Source organism: Burkholderia oklahomensis C6786 (assembly GCF_000959365.1).
GTDB lineage: Bacteria > Pseudomonadota > Gammaproteobacteria > Burkholderiales > Burkholderiaceae > Burkholderia > Burkholderia oklahomensis.
Genome location: NZ_CP009555.1, coordinates 1,422,651 through 1,439,146, shown reverse-complemented (window position 1 = coordinate 1,439,146; position 16,496 = coordinate 1,422,651). Strand labels below are relative to the sequence as shown.

Genomic DNA, 16,496 nt, shown 5'->3' with positions numbered 1-16,496 from the left:
TTCACAGGTTCGTCATCATGCAAGTTTCGTTCGATTCGCTGTGGCGCGCGCTGCGCGGGCTCTTCGCCGTGATGACGGTGGTCGCGCTCGCGAGCTGCGGCGGCGCCGATTCGCCGGGCGTGGCCGGCAAGGCGGCCGCCGCGCAAAACACGTCGGCCGTCGCGAAGGCGTCGGCGATGTCGCAGACGCTCGGCTCGATCCCGAAGATCGGCCACGTGTTCGTGATCGTGCTGGAAAACAAGGGCTATGCGGCGACATTCGGCACCGGCAGCCAGGCGCCGTATCTCGCGACGACGCTGACGAGCCAGGGCGCGCTTCTCACGCAGTACTACGGGATCGGCCACAACAGCAACGACAACTATCTGGCGATGGTGAGCGGCCAATCGCCGAATCCGCAGACGCAGGCGGATTGCCAGTACTACAGCGACTGGATCGGCACGACGATTCCCGACGTGAACGGCCAGGTGGTCGGCTCGGGCTGCGTATATCCGCCCGCCGTCCAGACGATCGCGAACCAGCTCGAGACCGCGGGCCTGAACTGGCGCGGCTACATGGAAGACATGGGCAACGATCTCGCGCGCGACGGCAGCACGACGTGCTCGCATCCGCCGCTCAACGGCCAGGACGGCACGCAGAAAGCGACCGCGACCGACGGCTACGCGACGCGGCACGATCCGTTCGTGTACTTCCATTCGATCGTCGACAACCCGACCGATTGCAACGCGCACGTCGTGCGGCTCGACAACCTCGCGAACGATCTCGCGAATCCGAACACGACGCCTGCGCTGTCGTTCATCGTGCCGAATCTCTGCAACGACGGCCACGACGATCCGACGTGCGCGGACGGCACGACGGCGGGCGGCCTGCCCGCGATCAACGATTTCCTGCAGAACTGGGTGCCGAAGATCACGTCGTCGGCGGCGTTCAAGCAGGACGGACTCCTGATCATCACGTTCGACGAGGCTGACACGAGCGACGCGTCCGCATGCTGCGGCGAGCCCGCCGGACCGAACACGCCGCTGCCGGGCATCACCGGGCCGGGCGGCGGGCTGACGGGCGCGGTGCTGCTGTCGCCGTTCATCAAGGGCGGCACGGTCAGCAACACGCCGTACAACCACTATGCGCTGCTGAAGAGCATCGAGGACGTGTTCGGGCTGCCGTATCTCGGCTATGCGGGAATGAGCGGGCTGCAGTCGTTCGGCAGCGACGTCTATACCGCGCAGAAGCTTCAGTAAGCGGGGAAGATGCCCGGCCGCATGAAGCCGGGCGGCGGCGGGGCCGTATTCGACGAGGACGGCGGCGCGCAGGCTTGCGCGCCGCCGTTCGTTTCCGCGCTCGAGCGAGCGCACAGGGAAAGCGCGAGGATGCCGCGGGTCATCGGCGGCCCGGCGTCGCACGTGCGCACGAACGACGGTGCGTCGTCATCATGCGCGGCGCCCGGCGAACGGCCGCGCCGCGTGCGCGGAAAGCCGTTCGCCGTAGGTCGGCCGCCGCGGGCGCCGCGCTTTACAGATCGTCGAACTGCACGATCGACACGGACTTCGCCCCGCCCGGCGCGCCCGCGTCGGTGCCGCACGGCTCCTCGTCGAACGCGATGTCGCCGTCAGGATCGGCGCGGCCCGTTGCGCGCAAGTCCGCGAACGGGAACAGCTTCGCGTCCATCAGGTGCGACGGCACGACGTTCGCGAGCGCGTTGAACATGTTCTCGACGCGGCCCGGGAAGCGCTTGTCCCATTCGCGAATCAGCGCCTTCATCTCCGCGCGCTTCAGGTTCGGCTGGCTGCCGCACAGGTTGCACGGGATGATCGGGAACTCGCGCAGCTCCGCGTACTTCTCGAGATCGGTTTCCTTCACGTACGCGAGCGGGCGGATCACGACGTTCCTGCCGTCGTCCGACTGCAGCTTCGGCGGCATTCCCTTCAGCTTGCCGCCGTAGAAGAGATTGAGAAGCAGCGTCTGCAGGATGTCGTCGCGATGGTGGCCGAGCGCGATCTTCGTCGCGCCGAGCTCGCCCGCGACGCGGTACAGAATGCCGCGGCGCAGCCGCGAGCACAGCGAGCAGGTGGTCTTGCCTTCCGGCACGAGGCGCTTGACGATGCTGTACGTGTCCTGGTTCTCGATGTGGAACGGCACGCCGATCGTCGCCAGGTACTCGGGCAGCACGTGCTCCGGAAAGCCCGGCTGCTTCTGGTCGAGGTTCACGGCGACGATGTCGAAATCGATCGGCGCGCGCTCGCGCAGCCGCAGCAGGACGTCGAGCAGCGCGTAGCTGTCCTTGCCGCCCGACAGGCAGACCATCACCTTGTCGCCGTGCTCGATCATGTTGTAGTCGCCGATCGCCTGGCCGACCTGACGCGCGAGCCGCTTGAACAGCTTGTTGTTTTCGTACGCTTCCTTCTGCTCGCGGCGCGTGAGCGCGCGGCGGCCGATCTCGGCGGCGTTCGCCTCGACGGCGGCGGCCGCGTCGGCTTCGTTCAGATGCGGGGTATGGGGCGCATTCATGCTCGCTCCTCGTCCTTGATGCGAAATACTTCGACGCCGACGGCGTCGCAATCGGAATAGGCGTCCGGCTTTTCGGTGGAGACGCGCACCGCGCGCACCGCGTCGTGCGCGAGCAGGTTCGCCGCGATCGCGTCGCAGAGCGTTTCCTGCAGATGGATGTGGCCGCGCGCGACGCACTGCGCGACGCTTTGCTTCATCAGATCATAGTCGACGACTTCGCGCAGCTTGTCCTCGACGGGCGTCGTCAGCGCGAGCGGCACGAACAGGTCGACGTTGATGACGACGCGCTGTTCGCCGCGCTTCTCATGCTCGAAGGCGCCGATGTTCATGTACACCTCGTAGTCGCGCAGGTAGAGCCTGCGGCAATCGGCGAGCCTGGGGTGCAGGAGGGCGGCAAACATGGTCGTTCCAGTCAAAGGGTAATGCATGCAAAGGGGCGCGGCCGGCGCGGCGTCGATACGTCCGTACGTCCGCGCGCGGCCGCGCCCGTCAATTCTTCTCGTCCGCGGGCGGCGCGAGATGCTCGCCGCCGTCGACGGTCAGCGTCGCGCCGGTGACGCCCGGCGCGTCCGCGAGATAGCAGGCGGCGTCGGCGATGTCGTCCGCGCGCGGCGCGCGTCCTCGCACGAGGCCGACGACCCGCACCTTCGGCGCGAGCGCGAGCGCCTGCGCGGTCGTCGCGCGGTGCAGCGCGGCTTGCGCGAGCGAGTGCGACAAGCGCTCGGGCGCCGGATGAAACAGCGTCTCGTCCAGCAGGTGAATCACGACCGCGCGCGCGCGCTCGTCGTCGCGCGCGGCGTCGGGCGTCGCGTCGGCGAGCGTGCGCGCGAGCACGAGCGGCGCGGCGACGCTGCGCGCCATCGCGCCCGCGAGCGACGCGTAGCCGATGTCGTGCGCGCTGTCCGCGACGGGCGCGGCTTGCGCGACGACGCACGTCGGCCGGCCGAGCGCCGCGCCGCAGGCGGCGACGAGCCGCGCGACGTCGTCCTCGACCGACAGGTCGGCGACGAGCACCGCCGCGCGGCGGCCGAGCGCCCCGACTTCGGCGGCGAGCGCGGCGGCCGCGCGGGCTTCGTCGCCCGCGGCGGCGGCGAGCGCGACGTCCCAGCCGCGCCGCGCGAAGCCGAGCGCGAGCGCGCGGCCGACGGCCGCGGTGTCGAGCGCGGGCGGCGTGGCGGCGGGCGGGCGGCCCGCGCCGGTCGTGCCGCCCGCCGCGCCGCTTGCGCTGCTCGGGCTGCTCGGGCCGTTCGGGCCGGACGCGGCGGCGGGCGCCACGGGCATGCCGCCGGAACGTGCGGTGTCCGAAGCGATGTTCGTTCGCTCGGCGCCCGCTCGCGGGGCGTTTGCCGGCGCCGAGTCCGTTCGCGCGGCGCCGGATCGTGCGTCGCCTGCCTGAGCGTCGCCTGCCCGGGCGGCGGCATCCGCCGCTCGCAAGGTGTCCGTCGACAAGGCGTCGGTTTGCACGGCGCCCGTGATCAGCACGACCCGTGCGGCGCTTGCCGAGGATGTGTCGCAGGTGTCGGCTAAGACGGTCATTTACAATGCCGGGATGAATCCGATAGCTCACGAACCCGCTAGTTTACCCGTTCCCGGCCCCGACGCGCTCGCGCAGTCCGAATCGCTCGCGGCTTCGCTGCGCGCCGAAATCGCCGCGGCGGGCGGCTGGATCCCGTTTTCGCGCTATATGGAACGCGCGCTGTACGCGCCGGGCGCGGGCTATTACAGCGGCGGTGCGCAGAAATTCGGCCGTCGCGCCGAAGACGGCAGCGATTTCGTGACCGCGCCGGAACTGTCGCCGCTCTTCGCGCAGACGCTCGCGCGTCCTGTCGCGCAGGCGCTCGAAGCGAGCGGTACGCGGTGCGTGATGGAATTCGGCGCGGGCACGGGCAAGCTCGCGGCGGGGCTCCTGAACGCGCTCGCCGCGCTCGGCTTCGAGCTCGACGAATACGCGATCGTCGACTTGTCCGGCGAGCTGCGCGCGCGCCAGCGCGAGACGCTCGAAGCGGAAGCGCCCGGACTCGCCGCGCGCGTGCGCTGGCTCGATGCGTTGCCCGAGCGTTTCGAAGGCGTCGTCGTCGGCAACGAAGTGCTCGACGCGATGCCGGTGCGGCTCGTCGTCAAACATGCGGACGGCTGGCGCGAGCGCGGCGTCGCGATCGACGACGCGGGCGCGTTCGCGTTCGCCGACCGGCCGCTCGCGCGCGCCGAAGACGCGGCGCGCCTGGTCGAGATCGACGCCGACGAGGGCTACGTGACCGAGACGCACGACGCGGCGGCGGCGTTCGTCCGCACGGTCTGCACGATGCTCGCGCGCGGCGCGGCGTTCTTCATCGACTACGGCTTTCCGAGCCACGAGTACTACCACCGGCAGCGCGCGCAGGGCACGCTGATGTGCCACTACCGGCACCGTGCGCACGGCGACCCTTTCCTTTATCCGGGGTTGCAGGACATCACCTCGCATGTCGAGTTCAGCGGGATCTACGAAGCGGGCGTCGGCGCGGGCGCGGATCTGCTCGGCTACACGTCGCAGGCGCGCTTCCTGCTGAACGCGGGCGTCACCGACGTGCTCGCCGAGATCGACCCGTCCGACGCGCAGCATTTCCTGCCCGCCGCGAACGCGGTGCAGAAGCTGATTTCCGAAGCGGAGATGGGCGAGCTCTTCAAGGTGATCGCGTTTTCGCGCGGCATCGACGGCACGCTCGACGCGTTCGCGCGCGGCGACCGCTCGCACACGCTGTAGCGGGCGGGAGGCGACGCGATGCTGCGCTGGCTGCTCACCACGTTCATCGCCGTGATGGTGCTGACGCGCGCGTGGCCGTGGCTGTCGAAGCTCGGCGTCGGGCGACTGCCGGGCGACGTGACGCTGCGGTTCGGCTCGCGCGTCTATCCGTTTCCGTTCATGTCGACGCTCGTGATCATGGGCATCGTGTCGGTGATCGCGCGGCTCTGGTGACGCCGACGTTCGGCGAGGCGCGGGGCGGCCGCGCTCGATGCGGCATGCCGCGTCTCGCCCGGCCCGGCGAGTGCGCGCCGGTGCGGCCGCGAGCCGCTGCGTTCGGTGCCGGCTGGCTATCGCCGAACCGCCGAACCGCCGAGACTCGCGCCGACGGTTCGTCTAAGCCGTCATCGGCGCGGTCAGGCCAATTGGCTGCGCCGATCGCGACCGTCTCACAGCTCGAGCTCGCCGAGAATCCGGTGCGCGAGCGCCTTTGCTTCGTCGAACGCTTCCGCCTCGTTCGCGCTCGTCGTGTCGACCTCGTAGACCGTGTTGTCGGGCGTGCCGCCTTCGTCCCGGGACAGGATCACGTACCCCTGGAAGCGTCCGTCATCCGTCTTGCGGGTGTGCGCCTTGGCCGTATAAAGGCCCTTCGTGTAGGTGTTGCCGCCGTCCATGTTGCCTCTCCCGAGAAAGGACGCCTCATCGTAACATCCCGACGCCGCGCTTTCAGCGGCGGCAAAAGGGCACGGCCGGTCAGGCACGGCCGGTCAGGTACTGGGCGAATTCGACCGGGCCGGTAGGCGCATGGCCGGCTGAGCGCGACCGGCCAAGGCACGTCAGGCCATGGCCCGGCCGGTCGAAGGTGGCAGACGCTCGACTGAGGCATGGCCAGTCGAGGCTTGGCCGGTTATGTACAGGTACGACCGGCATATATGTACGACCGGCCCGCGCTCGGCAGGCCCGTCCGCGCGCGACTGTTCACGCGCGGACGGCCGGCAAGAACGTCACGACGCGACGAGCGCGACGACCTCGTCGAGCGTCGGCGCGTGCGCGCCTGTGTGGCGGCAAGCCGCCGCGCCCGCCGCGAGCGCGAACGACAGATGCTCGCGCCAGCCGCGCCCCGGCGCCGCCATCAGGCTGAACAGCAGGCCGCCGATCGTCGCGTCGCCCGCGCCGACCGTGTCCGCGACCTCGATGCGCGGCGGCTGCGCGTCGAGCGTCTCGCCGTTCGCATAGAGCGTCGCCGTGCCCGGCCCGCGCGTCACGAGGAGCGCCGCGTGCGGATTGAACGCGCGCAGTCGCGCGATCGCACTCGCTTCGTCGTCGCCTGCGAACAGATGGCGCAAGTCTTCGTCGGACACCTTGATCAGGTCGGCGAGCTCGGCCATCTTCGCGAGCGTCGGCCGGTAGCCGTCCGTCATCAGATTGCGGTAGTTCGGATCGAAGCTGATTTTCACGCCCGCTTCGCTCAGCTCGGCGGCGAGCGCGACGAGCGTCGCCGCGAGCGGCTCGCGCACGAGGCTGATGCAGCCGAAATGCGCCCACTGCACGTGCTCGCGCCAGCCGTCGGGCAGCCGCTTCGGATCGAACGCGAGATCGGCGCTGTTTTCGCCGATGAAGAAATACGCGGGCGGCTGCGTCTCGTGGACGATCGCGAGGAGCGGCGCGCGCTCGACCCGCTGCAGGAAGCGCAGATCGAGGCCGGCCGCCGCGCTCTCGCCCCATAGCTCGTCGGAAAAGCAGTCGCGGCCCACCGCGCCCGCGCACGCGCTCGGCGCGCCGAGCCGCGCGACCGCGCGCGCGACGTTCCAGCCGGCGCCGCCGGGGCGCGACGTCCAGTGTGCGCCGCCCGTGCGGACCATGTCGGTGAGGATGTCGCCCGCCGACACGAATTGCGGAAACCCTGCGCTCATCGAGCTCCTCCGTTGCGGCGGCGCACGGCGCCGTTGCCTTTGTCCTCGCCGTTGCCGCCGTCGCCGCTGCGTCGGCGGCCGCGTTTCGCGGGCGCGGCTTCGCCGTCGCCGCCGCGCGCGCCTTGGCCGCCGTCGTCGCGCTTCGCGGCGAGCGCGTGCAGCACCTCGTAGCACGCGCCCATCGTGTGATAGTCGGTCTTGCCGGCCGGGCTCTTCTCGTCGCCGTACTTGCGGTTGTCGCAGGTGAGAATCCGGTACCACGCGCCGTAGCGATGATCGACGAAGTGCGCCCAGCTATAGCGCCAGATCTCGTCGTACCAGTCCCAGAAGCGCTCGCTGCCGGTGCGCTGCGCGAGGAGCGCGGCGGCCGCGAAGCTTTCCGCCTGCACCCAGAAGTACTTGTCGTGGTCGCACACCATGTAGTCCGGCCCGAAGCCGTAGCAGAGGCCGCCGTGGTCGGTGTCCCACGCGTGCGCGAACGCCGCGTCGAACAGCTCGATCGCGCGCGGCAGCAGCCAGTCGAGCGGACGGTGGCGCTCCAGGATCAGCAAGAGCTTCGCCCATTCGGTCTGATGGCCGGGCTGGAAGCCCCACGGGCGGAAGATGTTCGAGCTGTCTTCCTTGTTGTATTCCCAGTCGACCGACCAGTCCGCATGGAAGTGCTCCCACACGAGCCCCTGCGACAGCGCGGCCTGCCGCTGCACGATGTTGGTCGCGACCTTCTCGGCGCGATCGAGGTACGTCAGGTGGCCCGTCGCCTCGTACGCGGCGAGGAGCGCTTCCGTCGCGTGCATGTTCGCGTTCTGGCCGCGGTAGCTCGACACGGTCCAGTTCGCCGTCGCGTCGTCCGCATAGAGACCCGCCGCCCGATCCCAGAAGCGGTGCTCCATCAGCTCGAACGTGTGCGCGATGAGCGGCTTCGCCTCCTCGACGCCCGCCATCGCCGCGTGCGCGGCCGCGAGCAGCACGAACGCGAGCCCGTAGCAGTGGCGCGTGCCGTCGCGCGTCGCGCGCTTTTCGCCGTCGCGCCACTCGATCTCCCAGTCGTAGCCTTCGTGCTCGGCGTCCCAGTGCGCGTCGCGCAGGAAGCGCAGCCCGTGGCGCACATGGTCGAGATCGCGCGTATCGCCGAAGTGGCGGTACGCCATCGCGTAGTTGAAGACGAAACGGCAGCTGCTGACGAGATGGCGCGTCGTGCGGTCGTAGACGCTGCCGTCGTCGCGGAAGAAGTGGTGGAAGCCGCCCGTCGGATCGAACACGTTCGGCGCGTAGAAGTGCAGCGTGTCCTCGACGTGCGAAAGCAGGAACTGCGGGTCGCGGAAGCTCGCGACGTACGGCGCGGAAGCGTGCGGCGCGTCGGGCGCCGGACGGGGAGCGGGCGTGGCTGAGGTCGTCATGATCCGAGTACCGTGGTGAGGGCGCGCGGCGCGCGGGCGGCGCCTGCGCTGCTGGCCCGCGCGATCAGCCGCACGGGGAGGCTGAGTTCGGTCTGCGCGGGCGAATCGGCGAGCAGCAGCTCGACGCCTTGTCGGCCAAGCGCCTCCTTGTCGATCGCGAGCGTCGTGAGGGGCGGCGCCGCGTGCACGGCGGCCGGAATGTCGTCGAAGCCGACGAACGCGATGTCGTCCGGCACGCGCACGCCGCGCTCGACGCACACGCGCATCGCGGCGAGCGCGGCCGCGTCGTTGTATGCGAACACGGCGTCGGGCAGCGGGCCGCCCGCGTCGAGCAGCTGCCGCATCGCGTTCGCCGCGCCGGCATCGGGGCCGAGGCTCGTGTCGATCGACAGCTCGAGCGACGGATCGAACAGCATGCCCGCGTCGAAGAACGCGCGGCGATAGCCGAGCGCGCGCTGCGCGATGCTGTAGTGCGCGAGCGAGCCGCCGATGAACGCGACGCGCCGGCGGCCCGACGCGAACAGATGACGCATCGCGAGCGCCGCGCCGCCCGCGTTGTCGACGTTGATCGAGCGCAGCCCGGGCGCGCGGATGTCGATGAGGACGAGCGGCCGGCCCGTCGCGGCGAGCGCTTCGAGCGTCTCCGGCTCCATGAAGCCCGCGACCGCGATCGCGTCGGGCGCGTGCGGGCGCATCTGGCGGATCACGTCGTCGGTCGGGCCCGTCGTCAAGAGCGACGGCACGACCCCGCGTTCGCGGCATGCGTCCTCGACGCCGTGCAGCACGTGCGAGAAGAACGGCGTCGTCGCGAAGTTGTTGTGCTGGCGATGCAGCAGGAACGTGAGCCGCTTGATCCGCGGGCGTAGCTGCGCCGGATCGTAGTTCAGGCGGCGCGCGATCTCGACGATGCGGGCGCGGGTCGTTTCGGACAGGCCGGGCTGATTCTTGAGCGCGCGCGACACGGTGCCGATCGACACGCTGGCCGCCTGTGCGACGTCGCGAATGGTGGTGCCCATCGTGTTGAGCCGGGATGTTTAGGGTGTTCGCGATTGTATAGTAAAAATCGTTGCGAAACGCCCCGGAATTGCGCCGATCCGGCTTATAAGTGCTTATGTATGAACGGTTAATCGAATCATAATCGTTTACTAAAAATACTAAACAGCTTGTGTCGCGCGCGTTTTCGCGACGCTCACGCCGCGACCCGGAAGATCGCGGCCGCCTCGCGCAGCGCGGCCGCCTCGTCGGCGAGCGCGCCCGCGGCGCTCGCCGCCTTCTGCACGAGCAGCGCGTTGTGCTGGGTCATCTCGTCCATCTGCGCGACCGCGCGGTTCACCTGGTCGATGCCCGAGCGCTGCTCGTCGGACGCGTGCGAGATCTCGTCGACGAGCGTCGCGACCTGCCGCACCGACGCGAGCATGCCGACGATCGTGCCGCCCGCCGCTTTCACCGTGTCCGCGCCGAGCTCGACTTCGCCCGTCACGCCGGCGATCAGCGCCGAGATCTCCTTCGCCGCCTGCGCGCTGCGATGCGCGAGGCCGCGCACCTCCTGCGCGACGACCGCGAAGCCGCGGCCCGCCTGGCCGGCGCGCGCCGCCTCGACGGCCGCGTTCAGCGCGAGCAGGTTGGTCTGGAACGCGATTCCCTCGATCGTCGACGAGATGCTGCGGATCTGCTGCGAGCGCACCGACAGCGTTTCCATCCGCGCGATCGCGTCGCGCGCCGCGGCGTCGCCCTGTTCGGCCTGCGTCGACGCGGCGAGCGCGAGCGAGCTCGCCTGCCGTGCGTGATCGGCGTTCGTGCGCACCGTCGCGGCGAGCTGCTCCATGCTGCTCGCCGTCTGCTGCAGGCCGGCCGCGTGTTCGTCGGTGCGGCGCGACAGATCGTGGTTGCCGTGCGCGATGTCGGTCGTCGCGTGCGCGATCGCGTCTGCCGCGCGTTGCAGCGTGCCGATCGTCCCGGCAAGCCGCGCGCGCATCGCGTGCATCGCGTGCAGCACGCTGCCGGATGCGGCATCGCCGGCATGCACGTCGAGCGCGAGATTGCCGGACGCGATCTCGTTCGCGACGGTCGCCGCGTAGTCCGGCTCGCCGCCCAACTGCCGCGCGAGCGCGCGCGCCATCGCCGCGCACAGTAGCGCGACGGCGGCGACGCCCGCGATCACGCAGCCCGCGACCGCCCACTGCACGAGCCGCGCGTCGCCGCGCGCGCGGTCGTACGCGTGCTGCGCCGCTTCGAGCTGCCACTGGCGCAACTGCGCGGTTTCGCCTTTCACGCGCTGCGCAACGGGGTCGAGCGTCTGCGTGACGACCCATTGCGCTTCGGACAGGTTGTTCGCCTTCAGCAGATCGACGGCGGGCTTGATGCCCTTGTCGCGCAGCATCGCCCAGTCGGCGGCGAGACGCTCGGCCTGCGCGCGTTCGGTGTCGGCGCGCGGCGTCGTGCGATAGTCGGCGAGCAGGCGGTCGATCGCGGCGACATCGCGCGCGGATGCGGCCGCGACCGCTTCGGTTTTCGCGGCGGACGGATCGAGCACCGCGTCGCCGACCGCGTAGCGCGTTTGCGTGACGAGCTCGTCGATCGACGAGATCCGTTGCAGCGTCTTCGCGCGATCCTCGAAGACGTGCGCGAGCGCATCGCCGACGCGCGCGACGCCGGTGAGGCCGATGCCGCCGACGGCGGCGAGCACGAGGACGACGACCGCGACGAGGATGCGCAGCCGGGTTTTGACGGTGAGGCGGGTGGTGTTCATCAGGGGCGATTCCGGAAGCGGCGCGTCGCGCTCGTGACGCGTCGAGCCGTGACGAGAAGCCGGCTTAACGGCGTCCGGGAGCCGAGGTTGAATGAATTTTCCGTGAAGCGATGCCCTGTTTTGGCGCATCGGGTTCGTGAGGCGCGTTGCGCGGCGTCCGGACTGGCGCAGGTGAAAGCGGCGGGCTGAGCGACGCCTGACGGGATCGGCGAGCCCGGCCGGACGGCGGGCGCGAAGCGCTAGAAGGATCGAAGGCGCGGACGGGGGGAAGTCGGGCGAGTCGCGAGCGTCCGGATGAACGAACGGCGGGAGGATAAAAAAAGCGAAAGAGCGACGAGGAGAAAAATTGGGGAAACGGAAAGGCGGAAAGGCGGAAAGGCGGAAAGGCGGAAAGGCGGAAAGGCGGAAAGGCGGAAAGGCGGAAAGGCGGAAAGGCGGAAAGGCGGAAAGGCGGAAAGGCGGAAAGGCGGAGGAATCTGCGAAGCCGAACAAGCGCGGCGCGGCCGAAACGACTCGCTCCGGCCGCGCCCCGTCGCGCTCAGCGCTTCGCCGCGCCGGCGTTCGCGCCCGTGCCGAGCGGCCCGCCGCCATGCCCGCCCGTCTCCTGCTCGCGGCTCGTGTCGCGCGCGCTCCAGCGCTGCGCGAGCGCCGCGCAGGCCATCAGCTGAATCTGATGGAACAGCATCAGCGGCAGCACGACCGCGCCGACCGCGTGCGCGGCGAAGATCACCTTCGCCATCGGCACGCCGGCCGCGAGGCTCTTCTTCGAGCCGCAGAAGATGATCGTGATCTGGTCCGCGCGATTGAAGCCGAGCCGCTTGCTGACGAGCGAGGTGACCGCGATCGCGATCGCGAGCAGCACGACGTTGACGACGACGAGGCCCGCGAGCGCGGTCGGCGGAATCTGGTGCCAGAGCCCTTCGTTCACGGCTTCGCTGAACGCGACATAGACGACGAGCAGGATCGAGCCCTGGTCGACGAAGCGCAGCACGCCGCGGTTGCGCTCGATCCAGCGGCCGATCACGGGGCGCAGCAGCTGGCCGGCGATGAACGGCACGAGCAGCTGCATCACGATCGCGCCGATCGTGCTCCACGGCGACGCGGTCGCGCCCGTGCCCTGCGACGAGATCATCAGGCCGACGAGCGCGGGCGTGACGAAGATGCCGAGCAGGCTCGATGCGGACGCCGAACAGACGGCGGCGGGCACGTTGCCTTTCGCGATCGACGTGAACGCGATCGACGACTGGACGGTCGACGGCAGCGTGCAGAGGAACAGCACGCCGGCATAGAGCGCGGGCGTGACGAGCGGCGTGAGGACGGGCTTGAGCGCGAGCCCGAGGAGCGGGAAGAGCGCGAACGTGCTGAGCAGCACGACGGCGTGCAGCCGCCAGTGCGTCGCGCCCGCGATGATCGCCTCGCGCGACAGCTTCGCGCCGTGCAGGAAGAAGAGGAGGCCGACCGCGATGTTGGTCGCCCAGTTGAACACGTGCGCGGCCTCGCCGCGGCACGGCAGGAAGCTCGCGAGCACGACGGTGCCGACGAGTGCGAGCGTGAAGTTGTCGGGAATAAAGCGGGAGCGCGCCATTTCGGGTCTCGGACGAATGCAGTGAAGGCGCCGGCGGCCCGCGGGCGGGCGGCGCAGCGATTGTCGGCCTGATATTGTCGCGGCCGGCGATTGAATAGGCAAATTCATTCGAAGAATCGATTAATGACTCGAATGCATGTCGATGCACCTTGCCGGCGCATCGCTACCTTACGGCGGAAACGTCAAAAACGAGCGGCGCGCGACGGGCGCAAAACGGCGCGGAATTCCCGAAAGCCGTGCAGTAACACGGTGTTACACCGATGCTTTTGGTCTAACACTTTTGCGCTCGACACGCTTTCGCCTCGCCCATAAATTACCGCTGAAAGCCTTTCGCGCGCGATTCGGGTGCGCGCAGGCGGAAAAGCAAGCGGTAGACCAATCATGATGACGGAACGGGCAATACGGAAGATCGGGCAATGGGCGGCGGGCGTGATGTGCGCGCTCGCAGCAACGCTCGTCTTCGCGCAGCCGCCGCACGGCGGCGGGCCCGGCTTCGGCGGCGGTCGCGGCGCCGCGCTGTACGCGGCGGGCGGCGCGGGCGGCTGGCGCGGCGCGCCCGGCTCCATGCAGGCTGCGCCGCAAGGCCGCGAAGCGCGGATCGGCGTGAACGGCTACCGCCAGCGCTGGGGGCTGCGTCCGACGCCGTCGTACGGCCGCTACGCGGCGCAAAGCCCGTATCGGCCGATCAGCGCCGAAGCGCGCCAGGCGCCGCACGGGCCCGGCTCGGCCAACGTGCCGATGCGCTCCGGCTCGATCCGCGCCGACGTCGCGCGCTACAACGAGGAGCGCGGCGGCCGCCCGGCGCCTCCGCCGCGCCAGGACGAAGCGCCGCATCTGCCGTTCTTCGCGCCGTTTTACCGCAACTGAGTCTCGATCCGGCCGGCTTGCGCGCGTCGCCGGCTGATGCAAATCCGCGACACTCGCGCGAAATCCTTCCGCACATTTCCTTGGTTACGCTATCTTTCGCGCCTCGTTGCGAGGACGACGCGCGCAAGCCGGCGTTTTCTCCGCGTTCGAATCGCCGCCGGCCATCGTTGCTGGCGCTTGATCGCCGTGCGCAGGAAAGCCGTTCGTCAGTTTGAAACCGGCGCGCCCGCCGCCGACGCCCGACAAATCGCCGGGAAGTTAACGCTGACGCTATATCCGCAATAAGTCCCTCCTTTTTTGACCGGAAAAATGGCTCGTGAAGATGGCGACGCCCCGAACGGCGTCGTGTCTTCCGGACGCCGCCTGCCCGTTCGCCTCGCTTCCGTTAGACGACCATCTGGAGATCACATGAAGTCATCCGTCAGCCGCGCGCTGAAAACCACTTTCGCGTGCGCCGCCGTCGCGGCGCTGGCCGCGGGCGCGTCGGGCGTTCGCGCGCAGTCGAGCGTTCAACTCTACGGGCAGGTCGACGAATGGATCGGCGCGCAGAAATTCCCGGGCGGGCAACGCGCATGGGGCGTGCAGGGCGGCGGGATGTCGACGTCGTACTGGGGCCTGCGCGGCACCGAGGATCTCGGCGGCGGCTATCAGGCGATCTTCACGCTCGAGGATTTCTTCCGCGCGCAGAACGGGCGCTACGGCCGCTTCGACGGCGACACGTTCTTCGGCCGCAACGCGTACGTCGGACTCGCGACGCCGTACGGCACGGTGCGCGCGGGTCGACTGACGACGGAGCTCTTCGTCTCGACGATCCTCTTCAATCCGTTCGTCGATTCGTACGTGTTCTCGCCGATGGTCTATCACGTGTTCCTCGGCCTCGGCACGTTCCCGACTTACACGACCGATCAGGGCGTCGTCGGCGATTCGGGCTGGAACAACGCGATCGATTACACGAGCCCGACCTTCGGCGGCTTCAACGCGGCCGCGATGTACGCGTTCGGCAACACGGCGGGCGACAACCGCTCGAAGAAATGGAGCGGCCAGCTGAACTATGCGAACGGCCCGTTCGCCGCGACGGCCGTCTATCAGTACGTGAACTTCAACGGCGGTCCGGGCGATCTCGGCGCGCTCGTGTCCGGCATGAAGAGCCAGGGCGTCGCGCAGGTCGGTCTGTCGTACGACTTCAAGGTCGCGAAGGTCTACGCGCAATACATGTATACGAAGAACGAGCAAAACACCGGAAGCTGGCACGTGAACACCGCCCAAGGCGGCGTGTCGGTGCCGCTCGGGCCGGGCAGCGCGCTCGCATCGTATGCGTATTCGCGCGACTCGGGCGGACTCGACCAGACGCATCGCACGTGGGCGCTCGGCTACGACTATCCGCTGTCGAAGCGCACCGACGTGTATGCCGCGTACATGAACGATCGCTACTCGGGCATGTCGAGCGGCGACACGTTCGGCGCGGGAATTCGTGCGAAGTTCTAACGAATCGGAGCCCGGGCGCGCGTCGCTCGGGCAATGCACGAAAAAGTGAGCGGCGTCACACTAAACGGCGCCGTTTTGCCTTTTTTGACGTTTTCAATTCTCCAGCTTTGTTACAGTTGCTTGCGATTGCATAATTCCCCTCGATTGTGAGCATTCTGGATGGATACCCTCGTCAGCATGAATGTGTTCCGCTACGTCGTCGAAGTCGGCAGCTTCGTCGGCGCGGCTGAGCGCATGGAGATGTCGGCGGCGATGGCGAGCAAGCACGTGATGCATCTCGAGCACCAGCTCGGCGCACGGCTCTTGCATCGCACGACGCGCCGCGTCGCGCCGACGGAGGCGGGGCGCGAATACTACGAGCGGCTCGTGCAGGCGCTCACCGAACTCGACGAGGCCGGGCAGGCGGTGGGCGCCGCGAGCGTCGTGCCGCAAGGGCGGCTGCGCGTGACGTCGCTGTCCGCGTTCGGGCTGCGGCACGTGATGGACGCCGTGACGTCTTACGCGGAGCGCTACCCGGACGTGACGGTCGAAATCACGCTGTCCGATCGCATCGTCGAACTGATCGACGAAGGCTACGACGTCGCGGTGCGCGCGGCGCCCGCCGGCATGAAGTCGTCGTCGCTCGTCGCGCGGCAGATCGCGACCGCGCACATCCTGCTCGTCGCGTCGCCCGAGTATCTCGCGAAGCACGGCACGCCGACGACGGTCGCCGATCTCCAGCGTCACAACATCATTCGGCGCGAGCCGAACGAGACGCTGCTCGACGCGACGATCGCCGACGTCGCGGCCGCGTCGCGCATGCCGCTGTCGGGCAACGTGATCGTCAATCATCTCGAAGGACTGCGCGTCGCCGTGCTGGGCGGCGCGGGCATCGGGCTTCTCGGCACCGAAGTGATCGGCGAGGACATCGAGTCCGGCCGCCTCGTGCCGCTGTTGCTCGACGCGCTGCCGCCGCGCGAGCTGCCGATCTATGCGGTGTACGCGAGCCGTCGCCACGTGTCGGCGAAGGTGCGCACGTTCGTCGATTTCCTCGCGGATCGCTTCGCCGGCCAGTCGCTGTGCCCGTCGATCGACGAGCGGCTGCGGCAGCTCACGATGCCGCGGATGAAGCGGCTCGGATGACGCGAGCGCCGCGCATCGACGAAAAAAAACGCGGACCGGCCGGTCCGCGCTCAGACTGAAGACGAACCCTCGCTTGGCGAGGGTTTTGTTGTTTACCGCTTCTTGATCCGCTTTTGACGCCTGGTCGATGCGACGCAATGCGATGCAATGTGGTGCG

15 protein-coding genes are annotated in these 16,496 nt (G+C 69.2%); 6 read left to right on the top strand and 9 right to left on the bottom strand.

The features are described 5' to 3' along the window. Positions 1–17 precede the first annotated feature (17 nt). Complete coding sequence (locus BG90_RS06380) at positions 18–1,235, top strand: alkaline phosphatase family protein (RefSeq protein ID WP_010122855.1); 1,218 nt, start codon at positions 18–20, stop codon at positions 1,233–1,235. 271 nt (positions 1,236–1,506) lie between these two features. On the opposite strand, the gene ttcA is transcribed toward BG90_RS06380, so the two are convergent. The 3 genes from ttcA to BG90_RS06365 all read right to left on the bottom strand — a co-directional run bounded on the left by ttcA (position 1,507) and on the right by BG90_RS06365 (position 4,038). Then, on the bottom strand, positions 1,507–2,502 hold the full coding sequence (gene ttcA, locus BG90_RS06375; RefSeq protein ID WP_010122853.1) for a tRNA 2-thiocytidine(32) synthetase TtcA: 996 nt from the start codon (positions 2,500–2,502) through the stop codon (positions 1,507–1,509). Next, complete coding sequence (locus tag BG90_RS06370) at positions 2,499–2,903, bottom strand: dihydroneopterin aldolase (RefSeq protein ID WP_010111662.1); 405 nt, start codon at positions 2,901–2,903, stop codon at positions 2,499–2,501. The genes ttcA and BG90_RS06370 overlap by 4 nt, the downstream gene beginning before the upstream one ends. 88 nt (positions 2,904–2,991) lie before the next feature. After that, on the bottom strand, positions 2,992–4,038 hold the full coding sequence (locus BG90_RS06365) for an SDR family oxidoreductase (protein WP_045568093.1): 1,047 nt from the start codon (positions 4,036–4,038) through the stop codon (positions 2,992–2,994). Positions 4,039–4,051: 13 nt separating this feature from the next. Between BG90_RS06365 and BG90_RS06360 the strand changes: the two genes are divergently transcribed. Continuing rightward, entirely contained in the window at positions 4,052–5,242 is a 1,191-nt protein-coding gene (locus BG90_RS06360; RefSeq protein WP_010113532.1) for a class I SAM-dependent methyltransferase, read from the top strand. Between the two features lie 18 nt (positions 5,243–5,260). Beyond that, on the top strand, positions 5,261–5,455 hold the full coding sequence (locus BG90_RS06355; protein ID WP_010101152.1) for a DUF2905 domain-containing protein: 195 nt from the start codon (positions 5,261–5,263) through the stop codon (positions 5,453–5,455). 215 nt (positions 5,456–5,670) lie between these two features. On the opposite strand, the gene BG90_RS06350 is transcribed toward BG90_RS06355, so the two are convergent. From BG90_RS06350 to BG90_RS06325, 6 genes are all read right to left on the bottom strand, one after another. Then, on the bottom strand, positions 5,671–5,895 hold the full coding sequence (locus BG90_RS06350) for a hypothetical protein (RefSeq protein ID WP_010113534.1): 225 nt from the start codon (positions 5,893–5,895) through the stop codon (positions 5,671–5,673). 330 nt (positions 5,896–6,225) lie between these two features. Further along, on the bottom strand, positions 6,226–7,134 hold the full coding sequence (locus tag BG90_RS06345; RefSeq protein ID WP_010113536.1) for a carbohydrate kinase family protein: 909 nt from the start codon (positions 7,132–7,134) through the stop codon (positions 6,226–6,228). Continuing rightward, positions 7,131–8,531 carry an AGE family epimerase/isomerase gene (locus BG90_RS06340; protein ID WP_010113538.1) on the bottom strand — a complete coding sequence of 467 codons (1,401 nt, stop codon included), beginning with the start codon at positions 8,529–8,531 and terminating at the stop codon, positions 7,131–7,133. Before BG90_RS06340 ends, BG90_RS06345 begins: the two co-directional genes overlap by 4 nt. Beyond that, positions 8,528–9,547 carry a LacI family DNA-binding transcriptional regulator gene (locus tag BG90_RS06335; RefSeq protein ID WP_010101158.1) on the bottom strand — a complete coding sequence of 340 codons (1,020 nt, stop codon included), beginning with the start codon at positions 9,545–9,547 and terminating at the stop codon, positions 8,528–8,530. The genes BG90_RS06340 and BG90_RS06335 overlap by 4 nt, the downstream gene beginning before the upstream one ends. A 173-nt stretch (positions 9,548–9,720) precedes the next feature. Then, positions 9,721–11,280: a methyl-accepting chemotaxis protein gene (locus BG90_RS06330; protein ID WP_010101159.1), complete on the bottom strand. Its 1,560-nt coding sequence runs from the start codon at positions 11,278–11,280 to the stop codon at positions 9,721–9,723. Between the two features lie 538 nt (positions 11,281–11,818). Next, entirely contained in the window at positions 11,819–12,865 is a 1,047-nt protein-coding gene (locus BG90_RS06325; RefSeq protein WP_010113540.1) for a bile acid:sodium symporter family protein, read from the bottom strand. 381 nt (positions 12,866–13,246) lie between these two features. Between BG90_RS06325 and BG90_RS36390 the strand changes: the two genes are divergently transcribed. From BG90_RS36390 to BG90_RS06310, 3 genes are all read left to right on the top strand, one after another. Beyond that, complete coding sequence (locus BG90_RS36390) at positions 13,247–13,732, top strand: hypothetical protein (RefSeq protein ID WP_038802832.1); 486 nt, start codon at positions 13,247–13,249, stop codon at positions 13,730–13,732. Positions 13,733–14,140: 408 nt separating this feature from the next. Beyond that, complete coding sequence (locus tag BG90_RS06315; protein WP_010113551.1) at positions 14,141–15,217, top strand: porin; 1,077 nt, start codon at positions 14,141–14,143, stop codon at positions 15,215–15,217. 159 nt (positions 15,218–15,376) lie between these two features. Continuing rightward, positions 15,377–16,339, top strand: coding sequence for a LysR family transcriptional regulator (locus BG90_RS06310; protein WP_010113553.1), 963 nt, complete (start codon positions 15,377–15,379; stop codon positions 16,337–16,339). Positions 16,340–16,496 lie beyond the last annotated feature (157 nt).